The sequence below is a fragment of the Nocardia wallacei genome, from assembly GCF_029869545.1.
Classification (GTDB): Bacteria; Actinomycetota; Actinomycetes; order Mycobacteriales; family Mycobacteriaceae; genus Nocardia; species Nocardia wallacei_A.
The window spans coordinates 1-18,049 of record NZ_JARWQD010000178.1; the positions used below are offsets into that span (position 1 = coordinate 1).

Sequence of the window (18,049 nt, forward strand, 5' to 3'; positions counted from 1 at the left end):
GTGGGGGGCGGGGGCGGGGTGCGTCTTGCTGGGGCGGCGTGCGGGGGGGGGGGTGGCGGGGGGGGGGGGCGGGCTGGCTGTGGCCGCCCTCCTCTTATCCTCCCCCCCCCCCCCCCCCCCCCCCCCCCCCCCCCATTGCCGGGATCCCACGGCATGCCTCGGTGGGCGGGGTGGAGAAACTACGGGCGCACCTGAAGGTAGAGGACCAGGACTGCTATCCATAGGAGAACGAGCAGGATCGTCGAGATGCGCGGGCGGCCCAGCGTCCGCCGCGCGTGCGGGCGCAGCCAACCGGCCTCCACCGAGCCGGCGACGCGGGCCTGGGGCGACTGCGCAGCCGCGGCGTCGGCGGCACCGGCGGCACCGGAATCGGAGGACTGTTCCGAGCGCTCACCGCCGCCAGGATTCTCGGTCATGGCAGTACGCTATCCGCCCGGCCGCACCTGGAGGTAGACGACCAGCACCGCGATCCACACCGACATCAGCACCATCGTCGAGACCCGCGGCCGTCCGATCGGCTGCCGCCGCATCCGCATCCAGCGGGGCGGAGCGGGTGGCGCGGATCCGTTCGTGGACGGCTGCGGCGACAGGACCTCGACCGTGTTCTCCGACGGCGCCATGGCGCCCTGACTCGCGGGAACACCGTTCCCGCCGATCACCTCATCGTCGCCGCGCGCCATACCGGAACGTTACCCAGACCGAGGGCGAGACTAAACGCAAACCGAACGGTTTTGATCGGCGGTGTACCGCCGGTTACCGGAAATGGCGGGCCAGCCGGTCGGCGATATCGGCCATGGTGGCCTCGTCGACGGTCGCGATCGGCTCGCCCTCCAGCCAGTCGGCGGGCAGCGTGGTGGGCGCCGCCAGCACGGCCGCGCCGACCGTGCCCAGGTCGTACAGATAGGCACCCGCGGCCGGAAACTGCGGGCCGACGACCTCCACCACGAGGCGCCGATCCGGCTGGTCGGCGTTGTAGCCGTGTCCGGAGACGACCAGATACATGATGCCGCCGGGGATCAGGGTCTCCTGGCTGAGAATGATCTCGCCGCGGTCTGCGGTCACGCGGGGCCGCCACGGGTGGCGGCGACGATCAGGGCCTGCCGCTTGGCCCATTCGTCACCGAGTAGCCCGTGCTGCCGGATCACCGCGGTGTCGTGTTCGCAGGCTGCGCGCCACGCGGCCCGGTCCACGACGTCGGCGATCCACGTGGACAGGGGCTTGCCCGCAGCAGCCGCCGCCGTGCGCGCCGCCGCGGCGGTGGCGTCGGGCATCGTGATCGACAGCTTCTTGGTCATGACTGGCAATCCTACCGCCGAACTACACTGGTAATCAGTACTTTTCGTCGGGCGGAGGCTCGAAGTCCCAGTCCGGCGGCGGTTCGTAGGTGGCGAAATCCGGTTCTGCCGGGGCCACCGACCCACCGGCAGCAGCGGCTGAAGAAGCTGCCCCGCCCGACGCAGTCGGGCCCGCGTCCGCCGTCACGACCTCCAAGACGCCCTCGCCGTACTTGGCGCGCTTGTTCTCGCCGATGCCACTGATACCGCCCAACTCGCCGAGCGTGGTGGGTTTGCGGGCGGCGATCTCGCGCAGCGTGGCGTCGTGGAAGACGACGTAGGCGGGCACGCCCTGCTCCTTCGCGACCGCGGCCCGCCAGGCGCGCAGGCGCTCGAACAGGTCGGCATCGGCGGGCGCCAGGTCGGCGGCGGCGAGGCGGGAAGCCTTGGCGCGCGGGGCTTTCGCGGGCTTGACCCGCTCGGGTTCACGCCGCAGCATCACCTGGCGGCCTTCGAACAGCACCTCCTTGCTGGCGTCGGTGAGGGTGAGCACGCCGTACTCCCCGTGCACCGCGAGCAGGCCCTGGGCCAGCAGTTGGCGGATGACCCCGCGCCACTCGGTATCGCGCAGGTCGTTCCCGACGCCGAACACCTTGAGCTCGTTGTGGTTGTGCTGCAACACCTTCGGGTTGGACTTGCCGACCAGGATGTCGGTGATATGGCCCGCGCCGAAGCTCTGGCCGCGCTCGCGCTTGAGGCGCAGCACCGCCGAGAGCGCCTTCTGCGCGGCGACGGTGCCGTCCCAGGATTCCGGCGGGTTCAGGCAGGTGTCGCAGTTGCCGCACGGCTCGCCCTGCTGCCCGAAATAGGCGAGCAGCTGGGTACGGCGGCACTGCACCGTCTCGCACAGCGCGAGCATGGCGTCCAGGTGCAGCTGCAACTGCCGCCGGTGTGCCGCGTCGCCCTCGGAGTTGTCGATCAGTTTGCGCTGCTGCACCACGTCGTTGAGGCCGTACACCATCCACGCGGTGGACGGCAGCCCGTCGCGGCCCGCGCGGCCCGTCTCCTGGTAGTAGCCCTCCACCGATTTGGGCAGGTCGAGGTGGGCGACGAAGCGGACATCGGGCTTGTCGATACCCATACCGAAGGCGATGGTGGCGACCACCACCAGGCCGTCCTCGCGCAGGAACCGCGACTGGTTCGTCGCGCGGGTGCGCGCGTCCAGGCCCGCGTGGTAGGGCAGTGCCTCGATGCCGTTGCGGGTCAGGAATTCCGCGGTCTTCTCCACCGAATTGCGCGACAGGCAGTAGACGATGCCCGCCTCGCCCGGGTACTCGGTGCTGATGAAGCTGAGCAGCTGCTGGTCGGGGCGGTTCTTCGGCTCGATCCGGTATTGGATGTTGGGCCGGTCGAAGCCCGCGACGAAATGCCGTGCGCCGGTGAGGTCCAGGCGCTCGGCGATCTCCTTGCGGGTGGCCTCCGTGGCGGTGGCTGTCAGCGCGATGCGCGGCACATCGGGCCAGCGCTCGTGCAGGACCGACAGCGCCAGATAGTCGGGCCGGAAGTCGTGGCCCCACTGCGAAACACAGTGCGCCTCATCGATGGCGAACACCGACACCTTCGCCCGGTCCAGCAGCTGCAGCGTGGAATCGATGCGGAGCCGCTCGGGCGCGAGGTACAGCAGATCCAGCTCCCCCGCCACGAATTGCGCCTCGACGCGGCGCCGCTCGTCGGGGAATTGCGTGGAGTTCAGGAACCCGGCGCGCACGCCGAGTGCGTTCAACGCGTCGACCTGGTCCTGCATGAGCGCGATCAGCGGTGAGACGACCACGCCCACACCGGGCCGCACCAGCGCCGGTATCTGATAACACAGCGACTTGCCGCCGCCGGTCGGCATGAGCACCAGCGCGTCGCCGCCGGAAATCACCCGGCCGACGATATCCGCCTGTAGGCCGCGGAAGCTGTCGTACCCGAACACGCGGCGCAGAACCTCTTGCGCCGCATCGGAATTCGCGCCCACACCGGGCTGGCCGACCACCGTCTCGAGCGTCTCCGGGCTACTCACCCACGCCATCCTACGGATCTCCGCCGACACCGCGACCCCGTCTGCAGTTCCCGCACTCCCTGTTCGTTCCCGCACCCCCTACGGGGCCCTGCAAGGGGTGCGGGAACGAATACGGGGTGCGGGAAAGTGCCGTCATTCCCGTACGTAGTAGCGGAGGGTGCCGTAGGCGGTGAGGGCGGCGAAGATGATGCCGACGGGGACGATGGTCATGGCGACGATGGTGATGTCGTCGCCGGTGATGCGTGGGAACACCTTGGAGGCGAACAGGTCACCGAGCGCGCGGTCGATGACCAGCGAACGGGAGATCAGCAGGCCGATGACGGCGAGCACCGAACCGGCCAGCGCGCCCACCACCGCCTCCAGCAGGAACGGGAGCTGGGTGTACCAGCGGGTGGCACCCACCAGGCGCATGATGCCGACCTCGGTGCGCCGGGTGAACGCGGCGATCTGCACCATGTTCGCGATCAGCAGCAGCGCCGCCAGGGCCTGCAGCACCGCCAGCCCGAACGCCGCATTGCGCAGGCCGTCGAACAGGCTCACCAGCCGGTCCACGATGTCCTTGTCGTTGCGCACGAAACCGACACCCTCGCGCCCCTGGAATTCGGAGAAGATGCGCGGATAGTCGCCCGCGTCGGTCATCTTCACCCGCAGCGAGGCCGGGAGCGGCGACTCGCTGACATACGCCGCCAGCTCCGGCTGATCCTTGAAGGTCTTCTCCTTGGCCTCGCGGATGGCGTCGTCCCGGTTGAGGAACTGCACCGACACCACACCCGAGGTGTTCTTCAGATCCGCCATCAGCGTCTTGCAGGGATCCTTGGAGCAGTCCTGATCCGAGGCCGACACGTCGTCGGTCAGGTACAGCCGCACCTCCAGCCGGTCCAGGAAGTACTGCTCGGTCTTGTCGGCCATCCGGACCGCCAGCAGGCCGCCGCCGAGCATCGTCAGCGACACCGCGGTCGTGAGGATCATGGCGATGGTCATGGTGACATTGCGGCGCAGGCCGTTGAAGACCTCGCCGAACAGGAAGCTCGCGCGCATTACCGGCCCACCCCGTACACACCGGTCGCCTCGTCGCGCACCAGCCGCCCCCGGTCCAACTCCACCACCCGCCGCCGCATGGCGTCGACGATGTGGTTGTCGTGGGTCGCCATCAGCACCGTGGTGCCGACGCGGTTGATGCGTTCCAGCAGCGTCATGATGTCCTGACTGGTCTCCGGGTCGAGGTTGCCGGTGGGCTCGTCGGCCAGCAGCACCAGCGGCCGGTTCACGAACGCCCGCGCGATCGCTACCCGCTGCTGCTCACCGCCGGACAGCTCGCTGGGCAGCCGGTCGGCCTTGCCCGACAGGCCCACCAGGTCCAGCGCCTCCGGGACCGCGCGCTGGATGAACTTGCGGTTCTTGCCGATCACCTCGAGCGCGAACGCCACGTTCTGCTCCACCGTCTTCTGCTGCAGCAGCCGGAAATCCTGGAAGACACAGCCGATGCGCTGACGCAGCTTGGGCACCTTGCGGCCGGGCAGCCGATCCACCCGGAAGTCGGCGACGACCACCTCCCCGGACGTCGGCTTCTCGTCCTTGAGCAGCAACTGCATGAACGTCGACTTGCCCGAACCGGACGGCCCGATGATGAAGACGAACTCGCCCTTGCCGATCTCGACCGAGACATTGTCCAGCGCCGGACGGGTCGAGGTCGGAAAGGACTTGGTCACATTCCGCAGGGTGATCACGAGCGCCCAGTGTAGCCAGCGAAGAACGGGCATCTCCCCAGCCGCACCGTGGAAATGCCACGTGTCACATTCACGTCACTTGTCCGGCGGCGTCGTAATCATCGATTTCGGAATGGTATTCGCGATCGGCGTGAAGCCGGCGTGTTCCGGAGTGGTCGGCTTGACGAACACGTACAGGACAAATGTCGCGACCCAGACGCTGATCAGGATCGCGGTCGATTTACGCGGTTTCACTCATGCCCTCCCGGCGCAGGGCCGCGGCCACCCGCACTCGTAGCTCGCGGCCCACTTCGAATTGCTTGCCCGGCAAGGTCCGGGCAACCATCCTGATGTTCATCTGGTCCACCGTGAGATCCTCGAGGCCCATCACCGTGGGCTCGTCCAGCAGCAGCGTTTTCAGCCGGCGATCCTGGAAGGCCTTGGTGCCGACGTCGTGCAGGATCTCGTTGACCTTGTTGATGTCCGCGGATGCCGGTACCGGCACGTCGATCGCGGCGCGCGCCCAATCCTTCGACAGATTGGTCACTTTCACGATCTGGCCGTTGGGTACCGAGATGACCTCGCCGTCCACATTGCGCAGCGTGGTGATCCGCAGCGTGACGTCCTCGACCGTACCCTCCGCGGGCACCGTCTGCCCGGTGAGCGCGATGCTCACCACGTCGCCGAAGCCGTACTGCCGCTCGGTGATCAGGAAGAATCCGGCCAGCAGATCCTGCACGATGCGCTGGGCGCCGAAACCGACCGCCGCACCGATGACGGCGGCGGGCGCGACCAGGCCGCCGAGCGGAAAACCCAAGCGCTGCAACACCGACAGCGCCACCAGGAAGTACACGATGGACAGCAGGACCCAGGTCAGCACCTGCGCCAGCGCGTGCCGGTGCTTGGCCGCCTCCGAACGCACCAGCGAATCGCTGCTCTGGAAGCTCGCGTCGATGCGCCGGGTGATCCGATCCCGCACGAACGTCGCGAATCGGCTGAACAGCATGGCGCCCACGACGATCAGCACGATCTCGAGTCCGCTGCTGCGCAGCCAGCCGGTGATATCGCCACCCGCGGCGAGATTCGTGGTCATGGGCACATCCTTCCCGGTGTAAACCGGAAACTGTCGGGTATCGCCCTGCCACCGAAATACACGCCCGACAGGTTACTACGGTCCACGCGCTGTCCGAAACGTCGTGATTGCGCCGTGATAGCCCGGTCACGGGCCGGATCGGCGCAATCTGATCGGTACGGCGGATTTTCGGCTTTACTGCTCGGCACCCTGGCGCATCCGCCAGCGGATTCCCTCCTCGATGAACCCGTCGATATCGCCGTCGAGCACGGCGCTCGGGTTGTTCACCTCGTAGTTGGTGCGCAGATCCTTCACCATCTGGTAGGGGTGCAGCACATACGAGCGCATCTGGTTGCCCCAGGACGCGCCCTCGGTGGTCTTGAGCGCGTCCATCTCGGCGCGCTCCTCGAGCCGCTTGCGCTCGAGCAGCTTGGCCTGCAGCACGCGCATCGCCGAAATCTTGTTCTGCAGCTGCGATTTCTCGTTCTGGCAGGTGACGACGATGCCGGTCGGGACGTGGGTGATGCGGACCGCGGAGTCGGTGGTGTTGACGCTCTGGCCGCCGGGGCCCGACGAGCGGTAGACGTCGACGCGGATATCGCCCTCGGGCACGTCGATGTGGTCGGTGGTCTCGACCACCGGCAGCACCTCGACCTCGGCGAACGAGGTCTGGCGGCGGCCCTGGTTGTCGAACGGGCTGATGCGCACCAGCCGGTGCGTGCCCATCTCCACCGACAGCGTGCCGTAGGCGTAGGGCACCTTGACCGCGAAGGTGGCGCTCTTGATCCCGGCCTCCTCGGCGTAGGAGGTGTCGTAGAGCTCCACCGGGTACTTGTGCCGCTCGGCCCAGCGGACGTACATGCGCATCAGCATCTGGGCCCAGTCGGCGGCGTCCACGCCGCCGGCGCCGGAGCGGATGTTGACCAGCGCCTCGCGCTTGTCGTATTCGCCCGACAGCAGCGTGCGCACCTCCATCGCCTCCACGTCGGTGTGCAGCGACGCGCGTTCGGCCTCGGCATCGGCCAGTGCGGCGGTGCGGGCCTCGCCCTCCTCACCCTCCGCGAGCTCGTACAGCACCGGTAGATCCTCGAGGCGCTGGCGCAACTCGGTGACGCGGCGCAGTTCCCCCTGCGAGTGCGACAGCTCGCTGGTGACCCGCTGCGCGTGCTCCTGGTCGTTCCACAGGTCCGGGTCGGCGGCCTGCTGTTCGAGCTCGTCGATCCGGCGGCGCAGCTCGTCGACGTCGAGCACCGACTCGACGGTCTTCAGCGTGGTGTCGAGTTCGGCGAGATCAGCGGAAACGTCAGGTTGCACGAGGATTCAATCTACCGGCCCACGGCTGTGGCACGAAATAAGCCGAGGTCAGCCCGGGACCGCGCGCAGGCCACCCGGGCGACGGCCGTCGAGCGAGTCCAGGGCCGCAGCGGTGGCGTCGTCGGCGGGCAGGCAGATCTGGATGTACTGGTCGTCGTCGGCGGACAGGTCGAGTCGCTCGTAGGCCAGCCGCAGCGCACCGGCCTGCGGATGTTCCATGCGATCGATGCCGCTGGTGTCGGGCAGCCCCGGGATGTTCTCCAGGCGCCGGGTGAATTCCTCGCCCGCGAGCAGGCTCAGCTCGTCGACCAGGACGGAGACCAGCCGGTCCGACCGGAACGGGCCCTGTTTCAGCGTCGCCACCGCGAGGTCGGCCTTGCGATCCCAGTCCGGGTAGGCGGTGCGGGCCCGCGGGTCGGTGAACAGGTAGCGGGGGAAGTTGGCGGGCAGGCCGCCGTCGAGCTGCCCGGTCGGGCCCATCAGGCGGTGGTATCCGTCGGTGCAGGCGATCACCTCGCCGAGCCGGTTGAGCACGGCGGCGGGGGTCGGCTCGAGGCGATCGAGGACGGCCCGTACCGCCGGGCGCACCTCGCGGTTCGGGGTGGCGCCGCCGAGACAGTGAAACCCCGGGTGCGCGGCCTTGACCAGGCTGTACAGGTGCACGCGCTGATTGGGCGTCATGCGCAGCGCGGTGGCCAGCGCGGAGAGGACCTCCGACGACGGGTGCCGGTCGCGGCCCTGTTCCAGGCGGATCAGGTACTCCACGCTGACCCCGGCGAGCGTGGCCAGTTCGGCGCGGCGCAGGCCGGGTGTGCGGCGGCGCGGGCCCGTGGGCATGCCGACCTCGGCGGGCGTGACGGCCTCGCGCCGAGTGCGCAGGAACAGGCCGAGTTCGTTGTCGCTCACTGCCGGACCTCTCTCCCGCTCGACGGTTCTTCTTATCGACGCTCACCGCCGGAAACTTGTTCCCGACGGTAACCGCGCACGCGGCCCGGAGGGTATCCCTGTCACTACCACCCTGGCGGCGGACTCCCTGACCTGCGCGGCGCTCGGCACAGTCATGGGCAACCGATAAGAACGAGTCCCGAAGGAGACCTCCCATGTCCGACAACCTGCGCCTCGCCGTGATCATCGCCAGCACCCGCAACGGGCGTTTCGGCCCGAAAGTGGCGAACTGGTTCGCCGAACGCGCCCGGCAGCACGGGGCATTCGAAATCGACGTGATCGACCTCGCCGAGATGGAACTGCCGCACGAGCTCCCGGAGCTGCCGCCCCGGATGGACCCCAACCCCACCCGCCCCGCCGGGATGCTCGACCTCACCGAGCGTCTCGGACGGGCGGACGCGATGGTGATCGTGACCCCCGATATCAATGCCAGCTACCCGGCGGCGCTGAAGACCGCCATCGACTGGCACTTCACCCAGTGGGATCGCAAGTCCATCGGGTTCGTCGGATACAGCGGTGCGAGTGGCGGTTTGAACGCCATCGCGCATCTGCGCCAGATCTTCGGCGAGCTGAACGCCCACGCGATCCGCGACTACGTGTCGTTCCCGCGCTACTACGAGCTGTTCGACGCGGAGGGCAACCTGCACGAGCCGACCGGCCCGGAGGAGGCGGCAGCGGGCATGCTCGACCAATTGCACTGGTGGGCAAGCGCGTTGGCGACGGCCCGGGTCGCGGCCTGATCCATACCGCCTGCGCCACCATCTCGCAACCACCATGCCCACTCAGTGAACACGATGTCGCTGGATCGTAGCCTCGAATGATGGGATGGCAGTTCGCCGTCGACGAGGAGGCTGAATGAGCGAGCCGACAGACCACCGGGTGACCAGCGAGGTGCGGGCGTGAGCACGATCGCCGTGACCGGCAGCGCGTCGGGGATCGGCGCGGCGGTGGCCGAACATCTCGCGAAGGCCGGGCACCGGGTGATCGGGGTGGACCTGCGCGATGCCGACGTCACCGCCGATCTCGGCACGGCGGAGGGCCGGGAGTATGCCGTCGCCGAGATCACCGGGCGCTGCGACGGGCGGCTGGACGGGTTCCTGCCGTTCGCCGGGGTCGCCGCCGCCACCGGCCGATCGGGCGGGCTGCTGGTGTCGGTCAACTACTTCGGTGCGATCACCCTGCTCGAGGGTCTGCGCCCGGCGCTGCGGGCGTCCGGCGCGGCATCGGTCGTGCTGATCTCCTCGAATTCCACCACGACGCAACCGAATTGGCCGGTCGAGCTGGCCGAAGCCTGCCTGGCCGGACAGGAGCAGCGCGGCCGGGAGATCGCCGAGACCTTCGGCGATCTGGCGGCGATCCAGGCCTACCCGGCGACCAAGGCGGCCCTGGCCTGGTACGCGCGGACCAGGTCCGCGGAGTACATCAAGGACGGCATCCGGCTCAACGCCATCGCCCCGGGCCTCATCGACACCCCGATGACGCAGGAGGGACAGCAGGACGCGCTCATCGGCGAGGCGATGAAAGGATTCCTGGGCGCGGTTCCCATCGGGCGCCCCGGCCGACCCGAGGAGATCGCCGAACTGGCCGCCTTCCTGCTCTCGGAGCAGGCCGGTTTCTTCGTCGGCTCGGTGATCTTCTGCGACGGCGGCATCGACGCGGCCTTCCGCGGTAAGGACTGGCCCGCCGTCTGGAAGGTCGGCGAGCAACCGGCCTGAGCGGACACGAACCGCGGTGAGACGGCGACTTCTGCCGTGCCGCCACGGATCGTGACCGCGCGGGCCGGTCGGCTCCCCGTGACGCATCGGCTAACGTTCCAGCCCGTGACCGATCACTCCGCCGACCTCGAACTCGCCCTGCGATTGGCCGATGTGGCCGATGCGATCACCAGCGACCGGTTCGGGGCGCTGGACCTGAGGGTCGACAGCAAGCCCGACCTGACGCCGGTGTCGGATGCGGATCTGGCGGTGGAGGAGGCGCTGCGCGCGGAGCTGGCGCGGGAGCGACCCGGCGATGCCGTACTGGGCGAGGAGTTCGGCGGCGAGGCCGAGTTCCGGGGTCGGCAGTGGGTGCTCGATCCGATCGACGGCACCAAGAACTTCGTGCGCGGGGTGCCCGTGTGGGCGTCGCTGATCGCGCTGCTCGACGACGGCGTGCCGGTGGTGGGCGTGGTGAGCGCGCCCGCGCTGGCCCGCCGCTGGTGGGCCGCAACGGGTTCGGGCGCGTGGACGCGATTCGGGTCGCAGCCGCCGCGGTCGATCACCGTCTCCGCCGTGCGCGACCTGGGTTCGGCCAGCCTCGCGATCTCCAGCCTGTCCGGCTGGCGCGACCTGGGCCTGCGCGATCGGCTCCTCGCCCTCACCGACGCGGTGTGGCGCACCCGCGGCTACGGCGACTTCTTCGGCTACTGCCTGCTCGCCGAGGGCGCGGTCGACATCACCACCGAACCCGAAGTCTCCCTGTGGGATCTGGCGCCCCTGGACGTCCTCGTCCGCGAGGCGGGCGGGACCTTCACCGCCCTCGACGGCACCCCCGGCCCGCACGGCGGCAGCGCCGTCGCCACCAACGCCGCCCTCCACGCCCAGACCCTCACCCACCTACAGCGCTGATCCCGTTCCCGCACCCCTTGTCGGTTCCCGCACCGGTTACAAGGCCCTGTAGGGGGTGCGGGAACGCGCGAGGGGTGCGGGAGTTGGGCGGTCAGCGGGGGAGGTCGGCGACCAGGACCGCCAGGTCCTTGTGTTGCCAGGCGATTTCGATCGTGAAGCCTGCGTCGGACAGCCATCGGATCTGGTCGGTGGCGCTGCTCGGGGTGTCGTAGTCGCCGTCGATCGGGGAGACCTGATCGGCCGGGTCGTCGGGGATCACCAAGTCTCCCAGGACGAATCGGCCGCCGGGTACGAGTGTCCGGGCCACCCGCTCGAAGAGGTCGGCCTTGCCGGGGCCGTCCAGGTGGTGCACCGCGAGCGCCGAGACGACGAGGTCGAACGACCCGCCGGGCAGCGGGTCCTGCAAGCGGGCGACCCGCAGCTCCGTGCCCAGCGGCAGGGCGGCGCGGGCGTGCGCGAGCATCGCCGCGCTCTCGTCGACCCCGACCAGCGTCGCCCCGCGATGCACCTGCAGGACGGCGTTCGCCGTCACCCCCGTGCCGGTCCCCAGGTCCAGGATCCGGCCGACCCGGCCGACGCCGATGCTCGCGTCCCGGACCGCCGCCTGCAGCCGCTGGTAGGAGGGCACCTCCGCGGTCATCAGCGACGCGTAGGTATCGGGATCGAAATGGAACTGGCCCATCCCCCGACGGTATCGGCGCGACGCCTGTTGCGCCCGGATCTCGCGGCGCGATGCACCGGGGGAACCGGGAACCCACGGCCGCCGGACGGGCACAGGTCCGCACGTCGAACCGCGTTCGCTGTGGCGGAGATCGCGCTGTGGATGCTGCCGCTCGACTCGTTTCTTACTCTGGAGTAAGATAGACTTACTCGCAAGTAAGATGCTGGGAACCCGATCACCCACCCCCACTCCGAGAAGACTGGTGATTATGAGCACTCGAGACACCGCAACGAAGCGACGTCCGGATTCCGCCGTCGGCCTGAATCCGCAGAAGCGTGACTGGATGGGCGCGGCCATGCGGGTCATGACCACCCTCACCGGTTCCGAGCTGGCCGAGAAGTACAAGCTGCGCGAGCCCATCAACCGGATGACCTACGAGGGCACCAAGACCGGCTTCCGCACCCTCGGTGCCGCCACTCGCGTGTTCGGCAAGGTGGCGGGCGGCGGTCAGCCGAAGCGCCTGCCCGCCAACGAGTCCCGCAAGAAGGACTACTTCGACCTCACCCCGAGCGACGAGCAGCAGATGATCGTCGAGACGGTGCGCGAGTTCGCCGCGGAGATCCTGCGCCCGGCCGCCTACGAGGCCGACAACGCCGCCAAGGCGCCGCGCGATCTGCTCGAGCGCGCCGCCGAGCTGGGCATCACGCTGATCAACGTGCCCGAGGAGCTCGAGGGCGCGGCCGCCGAGCGCGGCGCGGTCACCAATTCGATGGTCGCCGAGGCGCTCGCGCACGGCGATATGGGCCTGGCGCTGCCGATCCTGGCGCCCTCGGGTGTCGCGGTCGCGTTGTCGCAGTGGGGTACCGACGCGCAGCAGAAGACCTACCTGGGCGCCTTCACGGGCGAGAACGTGCCGCAGGCGTCGGTGGTGATCAGCGAGCCGCGGCCGCTGTTCGATCCGTTCGCGCTGCAGACCAAGGCCACCCGCTCCCCCAGCGGCTACCGCCTCAACGGCGTGAAGAGCCTGGTCCCGGCCGCCGGCGACGCCGAGCTGTTCATCGTGGCCGCCGAGCTGGACGGCCGCCCGGCGCTGTTCGTCGTCGAGTCCGACACCCCGGGCGTGGTGGTCGAGGCCGATCCGAGCATGGGCCTGCGCGCCGCGGGTCTGGGGCGGCTGCTGCTGAACAACGTCGCGGTCTCCGCCGATGCCGTGCTGGGCGACGGCGACGCCGCAGAGCGCGCCGAGGAGTACGCCGACGCGGTGCGGCTGGCCCGCCTGGGCTGGGCCTCCCTGGCCGTCGGCACCGGTCAGGCCGTGCTGGACTACGTGATCCCCTACGTGAAGGAGCGCGAGGCGTTCGGCGAGCCGATCGCGCATCGCCAGGCGGTGGCGTTCATGGTCGCCAATATCGCGATCGAACTGGACGGCATGCGGCTCGTGACTCTGCGGGGTGCGTCACGCGCGGAGCAGGGTCTGTCCTTCGCCCGCGAGGCGGCGCTGGCCCGGAAGCTGGCCACGGACAAGGGAATGCAGATCGGCCTGGACGGCGTGCAGCTGCTCGGCGGCCACGGCTTCACCAAGGAGCACCCGGTCGAGCGCTGGTACCGCGATCTGCGCGCCATCGGTGTCGCCGAAGGCGTTGTGCTGGTCTGATCCGGGTCCGCGACCCACGACTTTGATGGAGCCACTGTCATGATCAATCTCGAACTTCCGAAGAAGCTGCGGGCCAGCGCCAATCAGGCCCACCAGGTCGCGCAGGAGATCTTCCGCCCGATCTCGCGCAAGTACGACCTCGGCGAACACGAGTATCCGGTCGAGCTGGACACCATGGCCGCCATGGTGGAGGGCCTGGCCGACTCGGGCACCCAGGACATCTCCGGCGCCACCGGCGGTCGCAAGTCCGGCGAGGGCGAGGAGACCAACGAACACGCCACCGAGCTGCTCGGAAACACCAACGGCGGCAACATGTCCGCGCTGATGAACGCCCTCGAGACCTCCTGGGGCGACGTCGGCCTGATGCTGTCGATCCCCTACCAGGGCCTGGGCAACGCCGCCATCGCCGCGGTCGCCACCGACGAGCAGCTGGACCGCTTCGGCAAGGTGTGGGCCGCGATGGCGATCACCGAGCCGTCGTTCGGCTCCGACTCCGCGGCCGTGTCCACCACCGCCGTACGCGACGGTGACGAGTGGGTTCTCAACGGCACCAAGATCTTCGTGACCGCCGGTTCGCGCGCCACCCATATCGTGGTGTGGGCGTCGGTCGACAAGAGCAAGGGCCGCGCCGCCATCAAGTCGTTCGTGGTGCCGCGAGATGCCAAGGGCCTCACCGTCGCCCGCCTCGAGCACAAACTGGGCATCAAGGCCTCCGACACCGCGGAACTGCGGCTCGAGGACTGCCGGATCCCGTTCGACAACATCCTCGGCAGCCCGGAAGTCAACGTGGAGAAGGGTTTTGCCGGGGTCATGCAGACCTTCGACAACACCCGCCCGCTGGTGGCCGCGATGGCCGTCGGTGTCGGCCGCGCCGCCCTCGAGGAGCTGCGCACCATCCTCACCGAGGCCGGTGTCGAGATCGACTACGACAAGCCCGCCAACAGCCAGCACGCCGCCGCCGCGGAATTCCTTCGGCTGGAGGCGGATTGGGAGGCGGCCTACCTGCTCTCGCTGCGCGCGGGCTGGATGGCCGACAACAAGAAGCCGAACTCCCTCGAGGCGTCGATGTCCAAGGCCAAGGCGGGCCGCATGGGCACCGACGTGACCCTGAAGGCCGTCGAGCTGGCCGGTGGTCTCGGCTACTCGCAGCGCACCCTGCTGGAGAAGTGGGCCCGCGACTCCAAGATCCTGGACATCTTCGAGGGCACCCAGCAGATCCAGCAGCTCATCGTCGCCCGCCGCGTCCTCGACCTGAGCAGCGCCGAGCTGAAGTGACGATTTCGATGAAGTAGCAAGCGGCACAGGGAAACCGGTGCGAGTCCGCGGACTCGCACCGGTTTCCTGTTTGCGAAGGAACTCGAAGTCGAAGCCGGGCCGGACGGGAAAGACGGACGCGTATGCGCCGTGGACGCTGAAATATGGCGGGTCCGATCCGGATTTACTGAAATGAGGGCATGACACAGATGATCGGCGATGTCCTTGTCCTCGCGGCTACCGGAAAGACCGGGCGGAGGGTGGCCGAGAGGTTGCGCGGGGCGGGAGTCCGGGTGCGGGCGGCGTCTCGGCGGAGCACGACGCGGTTCGACTGGGCGGACCGCGCGACCTGGGGGCCCGCGCTGGACGGCGCCGAGGCGGTATACCTTGTCGCACCGGAGGATCCGGCGCCGATCGCCGATTTCGTCGGGCAGGCCGTCGCGGCCGGGGTGCGGCGCTTCGTCGCGCTGTCGGGGCGCGGCATCGAGCACATCGACGAGCGGTTCGGTCAGGAGATGGCGGCGGCCGAGGCCGCGGTGCGCGATTCCGGGGTGGAATGGACGATCCTGCGCGCCAACAACTTCTTCCAGAACTTCGACGAGGACCTGTGGCTGGCGCCGATCCGGGAGGGACGGCTGGCGCTGCCGGTCGCCGGGGTGCTCGAGCCGTTCATCGATGCCGAGGACGTCGCCGCGGTGGCGGCGGCGGTTCTGGTCGAGCCGGGCCATTCCGGGCGGATCTACGACCTGTCCGGCCCGCGCCGCCTCGCGTTCGCCGATGCGGTGGCGGTGATCGCCGCGGCGTCCGGGCGAAGCATCCGCTTCGAGGAGCTGACCCCGGCGCAATACCGCCAGGAACTGCGGGACCGGGGCGCCTCCGATGGCGAAATCGCCGCACTGGACAGCCTTTTCGGGCTGTACCGAGCCGGACACCTGACCGAGCTGGCCGATGGAGTCCAGCAGGTGCTCGGTCGCGCACCGGGCGATATCGAGGAGTGGGCGGGCAAGTCGGCCGCCACCGGGGTGTGGTCTCAGCAGTAGAAGCCCTGCCCCACGGTCCCTTTCGGCTCACCCTCGCGTTCGCGCAGGCATCCGAACGCAACGGCACCCGAATTACTCAGCCGCGCAGCCGATCCGGCCGCCGGATGGATGCAGTACAGGCCGGTGGGGTCGACGCGGCAGGTGTAATCCCTTACCGTGACCCGGCTTCCGTACGGCAGCTCCGCGCCCTTGCCACGCAGGAACGGGCCGGGGTCGCCGTGCAGGCCGCCGACTGTCAGGCTCGAGCCCGTGTAGTCGATCCAATTGCCGACCCAGTTGCCGACCTCCTCACCCGGAGGCCGCCCCGGCGGGTTCGCCAGATCCACCAGGCAGCTCAGGCCCTCGAGCCCGTCCTGGAAGGCGCTGGTGCACCGGATCTTTCCGCTCGGGCTGGTGAACGCGATGTCGCCGTTCAGCGCTGTGGCCACACCGTCCTCGGTGGTCGCGGTGCCGTACCGCGCCGGGTCGACGGCGGCACCGGCCTGCACCCACGCGACGACATCGCCCAGCGCGGCACCCGGGGCCGGAACCGGCGCCGTGGTAGCGGTGGGCGCGCCGGGGGCCGGTCGCGGATCGCCGTCGGTCGTGCGTGAACACCCGGCCGCCAGAAGTATCAGAACCATCACCGCGGCGATACGCATGCCGAGCATGCTAATGCCGCACCCCGACACCACCGCCCGAATTGGCCGAATTTGTGTATCCCACGTCACACCCGGCTGCTACCTTCCACAACACACGGATGGGTATGCGTGCGGTAACGCACGCCGGGCGCGTGGAGGTGGTCGAGGTGACCTCGATTCTGCAACAGGTGCGGCGCAGGGCGGTGCACACGATGGAGGCCGTCCGGGGCCTGAATGTGTTGCGGGAGCGGGGATTCACCGATCCGCGCAACCCGCTGGAGACCCTGCGGGTGGCCAAGGAGGGCCGCCTGCTGGGCCCGCAGGCCACCATGGTCCGGCACGCCGCGCGGGTCTGGCCGGACCGCGTCGCGGTGATCGACGAGCGCCGCAGCCTGACCTACCGCGAACTCGACGAGCAATCCAATGCCCTCGCGCACGGGCTGCGGGCCATGGGCATCACCTCCGGGACGGTGGTCGGCATCCTGGCCCGCGACCACTGCGGCCTGCTGCTGGCGATGGTCGGGGCCGCCAAGGCCGGTGCGCGCATCGCCCTGATGAACACCGGCTTCGCCAAGCCGCAGTTCGCCGAGGTCTGCGCGCGCGAGAACGTCAAGGCCGTGCTGCACGACAGCGAGTTCGTGGGCCTGCTCGACGCCCTGCCCCCGGAGCTGCCCCGCATCCTCACCTGGGTCGACGAGGAACACGAATTGCCCAGCGGCGCAACCACTGTCGAGGAACTCATCGGCGCGAACTCCACCGCGCCGCTGCCGCTGCTCGACAAGCCCGGTGGCTTCGTCATCCTCACCAGCGGCACCACGGGCCTGCCCAAGGGCGCCCCGCGCGACAAGGTCGCCGTGCTGGCCACGGTGCAGATGGCCGACCGCATCCCGTTCCCGCGACAGGGCACGATGATGATCGTCTCGCCGATCTTCCACAGCACCGGGCACGCCACCTGGCTGGTGGGCGGCAGCCTCGGCAACGCGATCGTCACGACCCGCCGCTTCGACGCCGAGACCACGCTGCGCAAGATCGCCGAGCACAAGGTGGACATGCTGGTGGCGGTGCCGACGATGCTGCACCGCATGGTCGAACTCGATCCGGCGATCCGCGCGAAGTACGACCTGTCCTCCCTGAAGTCCATCGTGCTGGCCGGTTCGGCGCTGTCGCCCGAGCTCACCGTCCGCGCCACCGAGGCGTTCGGCCACGTCCTCTACAACCTGTACGGCTCGACCGAATGCGCCATCGCGACGGTCGCGCAACCGCAGGATCTGGCGATCGCCCCGGGCAATGCGGGCCGCGCCCCGGTCACCTGCGAGGTGGCGCTGTTCGACGACGACGGCCGCCGCATCCACGACAAGCACGTCACCGGCCGCATCTTCATCCGCTCCGGATCGCCGTTCAAGGGCTACACCGACGGCCGCCACAAGGAACTCATCGGCGAGTACATGTCGTCGGGCGACGTCGGCCACTTCGACGAGCACGGGCTGCTGTTCGTCGACGGCCGCGACGACGACATGATCGTCTCCGGCGGCGAGAACGTGTTCCCGCAGGAGGTCGAGAATCTGCTGCTGGAGCGGGCCGACATATTCGACACCGCCGTCATCGGCGTGGACGATGTCGAGTTCGGTAAACGACTGCGCGCATTCGTGGTCCCCGAGCCGGGCGTCACACTCGACGCCGAGGAGATCAAGGCCTACGTCAAGGGCAACCTGGCCCGCTACAAGGTGCCCCGCGACGTCGTCTTCCTCGATGATCTCCCGCGCAACGCCACCGGGAAACTGCTGCGCCGCACCCTGGCCGAGTACCCCGTCACACAGTAGGTCAGCCGTCCAGTTATA

The 18,049-nt window shown here is 69.2% G+C and carries 20 protein-coding genes; 7 read left to right on the forward strand and 13 right to left on the reverse strand.

Annotated features, from left to right (window positions below; all coding sequences use genetic code 11):
- Nucleotides 1-179: 179 nt before the first annotated feature.
- The 11 genes from QH290_RS14535 to QH290_RS14585 form a co-directional block, all read right to left on the reverse strand.
- On the reverse strand, nt 180-416 hold the full coding sequence (locus QH290_RS14535) for a WLR motif membrane protein (RefSeq protein WP_280269347.1): 237 nt from the start codon (nt 414-416) through the stop codon (nt 180-182).
- Between the two features lie 9 nt (nt 417-425).
- Nucleotides 426-680 carry a WLR motif membrane protein gene (locus QH290_RS14540; RefSeq protein WP_280269348.1) on the reverse strand — a complete coding sequence of 85 codons (255 nt, stop codon included), beginning with the start codon at nt 678-680 and terminating at the stop codon, nt 426-428.
- 73 nt (nt 681-753) lie between these two features.
- Nucleotides 754-1,062: a hypothetical protein gene (locus QH290_RS14545; protein WP_280269349.1), complete on the reverse strand. Its 309-nt coding sequence runs from the start codon at nt 1,060-1,062 to the stop codon at nt 754-756.
- Nucleotides 1,059-1,295 carry a hypothetical protein gene (locus tag QH290_RS14550; protein ID WP_280269350.1) on the reverse strand — a complete coding sequence of 79 codons (237 nt, stop codon included), beginning with the start codon at nt 1,293-1,295 and terminating at the stop codon, nt 1,059-1,061. Before QH290_RS14550 ends, QH290_RS14545 begins: the two co-directional genes overlap by 4 nt.
- Nucleotides 1,296-1,329: 34 nt before the next feature.
- Entirely contained in the window at nt 1,330-3,339 is a 2,010-nt protein-coding gene (recQ, locus tag QH290_RS14555; protein ID WP_425303603.1) for a DNA helicase RecQ, read from the reverse strand.
- Nucleotides 3,340-3,471: 132 nt separating this feature from the next.
- A complete protein-coding gene (gene ftsX / locus QH290_RS14560; RefSeq protein ID WP_280269352.1) occupies nt 3,472-4,377 on the reverse strand; it encodes a permease-like cell division protein FtsX in 906 nt (301 codons plus the stop codon).
- Entirely contained in the window at nt 4,377-5,066 is a 690-nt protein-coding gene (gene ftsE, locus QH290_RS14565) for a cell division ATP-binding protein FtsE (protein WP_068032095.1), read from the reverse strand. Before ftsE ends, ftsX begins: the two co-directional genes overlap by 1 nt.
- A gap of 75 nt (nt 5,067-5,141) precedes the next feature.
- Nucleotides 5,142-5,300: an Rv3103c transmembrane domain-containing protein gene (locus QH290_RS14570; protein ID WP_280269353.1), complete on the reverse strand. Its 159-nt coding sequence runs from the start codon at nt 5,298-5,300 to the stop codon at nt 5,142-5,144.
- The gene (locus tag QH290_RS14575; RefSeq protein ID WP_280269354.1) at nt 5,287-6,138 is read right to left on the reverse strand and encodes a mechanosensitive ion channel family protein; all 852 of its coding nucleotides are present in this window, start codon (nt 6,136-6,138) and stop codon (nt 5,287-5,289) included. Before QH290_RS14575 ends, QH290_RS14570 begins: the two co-directional genes overlap by 14 nt.
- A gap of 174 nt (nt 6,139-6,312) precedes the next feature.
- Complete coding sequence (gene prfB / locus QH290_RS14580) at nt 6,313-7,431, reverse strand: peptide chain release factor 2 (protein ID WP_280383311.1); 1,119 nt, start codon at nt 7,429-7,431, stop codon at nt 6,313-6,315.
- Nucleotides 7,432-7,479: 48 nt separating this feature from the next.
- Nucleotides 7,480-8,337: a helix-turn-helix domain-containing protein gene (locus tag QH290_RS14585; RefSeq protein ID WP_280269356.1), complete on the reverse strand. Its 858-nt coding sequence runs from the start codon at nt 8,335-8,337 to the stop codon at nt 7,480-7,482.
- 194 nt (nt 8,338-8,531) lie between these two features.
- Between QH290_RS14585 and QH290_RS14590 the strand changes: the two genes are divergently transcribed.
- From QH290_RS14590 to hisN, 3 genes are all read left to right on the forward strand, one after another.
- Nucleotides 8,532-9,116, forward strand: a complete 585-nt coding sequence (locus QH290_RS14590; RefSeq protein ID WP_280383313.1) for an NADPH-dependent FMN reductase — start codon at nt 8,532-8,534, stop codon at nt 9,114-9,116.
- Nucleotides 9,117-9,275: 159 nt separating this feature from the next.
- Nucleotides 9,276-10,091, forward strand: coding sequence for an SDR family oxidoreductase (locus QH290_RS14595; RefSeq protein WP_280383315.1), 816 nt, complete (start codon nt 9,276-9,278; stop codon nt 10,089-10,091).
- 105 nt (nt 10,092-10,196) lie between these two features.
- The gene (gene hisN / locus QH290_RS14600; RefSeq protein ID WP_280383317.1) at nt 10,197-10,982 is read left to right on the forward strand and encodes a histidinol-phosphatase; all 786 of its coding nucleotides are present in this window, start codon (nt 10,197-10,199) and stop codon (nt 10,980-10,982) included.
- Between the two features lie 91 nt (nt 10,983-11,073).
- On the opposite strand, the gene QH290_RS14605 is transcribed toward hisN, so the two are convergent.
- Nucleotides 11,074-11,664, reverse strand: a complete 591-nt coding sequence (locus QH290_RS14605; RefSeq protein WP_280383319.1) for a class I SAM-dependent methyltransferase — start codon at nt 11,662-11,664, stop codon at nt 11,074-11,076.
- Nucleotides 11,665-11,905: 241 nt separating this feature from the next.
- On the opposite strand from QH290_RS14605, the gene QH290_RS14610 reads away from it, so the two are divergent.
- The 3 genes from QH290_RS14610 to QH290_RS14620 all read left to right on the forward strand — a co-directional run bounded on the left by QH290_RS14610 (nt 11,906) and on the right by QH290_RS14620 (nt 15,591).
- Nucleotides 11,906-13,297: an acyl-CoA dehydrogenase family protein gene (locus tag QH290_RS14610; RefSeq protein ID WP_425303604.1), complete on the forward strand. Its 1,392-nt coding sequence runs from the start codon at nt 11,906-11,908 to the stop codon at nt 13,295-13,297.
- Between the two features lie 39 nt (nt 13,298-13,336).
- On the forward strand, nt 13,337-14,572 hold the full coding sequence (locus tag QH290_RS14615) for an acyl-CoA dehydrogenase family protein (protein WP_280383323.1): 1,236 nt from the start codon (nt 13,337-13,339) through the stop codon (nt 14,570-14,572).
- A 179-nt stretch (nt 14,573-14,751) separates the two neighbouring features.
- Nucleotides 14,752-15,591: an NAD(P)H-binding protein gene (locus tag QH290_RS14620; protein WP_280269363.1), complete on the forward strand. Its 840-nt coding sequence runs from the start codon at nt 14,752-14,754 to the stop codon at nt 15,589-15,591.
- Here the strand turns inward: QH290_RS14620 and QH290_RS14625 are convergent.
- On the reverse strand, nt 15,582-16,232 hold the full coding sequence (locus QH290_RS14625; RefSeq protein WP_280383325.1) for a hypothetical protein: 651 nt from the start codon (nt 16,230-16,232) through the stop codon (nt 15,582-15,584). The genes QH290_RS14620 and QH290_RS14625 overlap by 10 nt on opposite strands.
- Nucleotides 16,233-16,423: 191 nt before the next feature.
- Between QH290_RS14625 and QH290_RS14630 the strand changes: the two genes are divergently transcribed.
- Nucleotides 16,424-18,031: an acyl-CoA synthetase gene (locus tag QH290_RS14630; protein ID WP_280269378.1), complete on the forward strand. Its 1,608-nt coding sequence runs from the start codon at nt 16,424-16,426 to the stop codon at nt 18,029-18,031.
- Nucleotides 18,032-18,049: the final 18 nt, after the last annotated feature.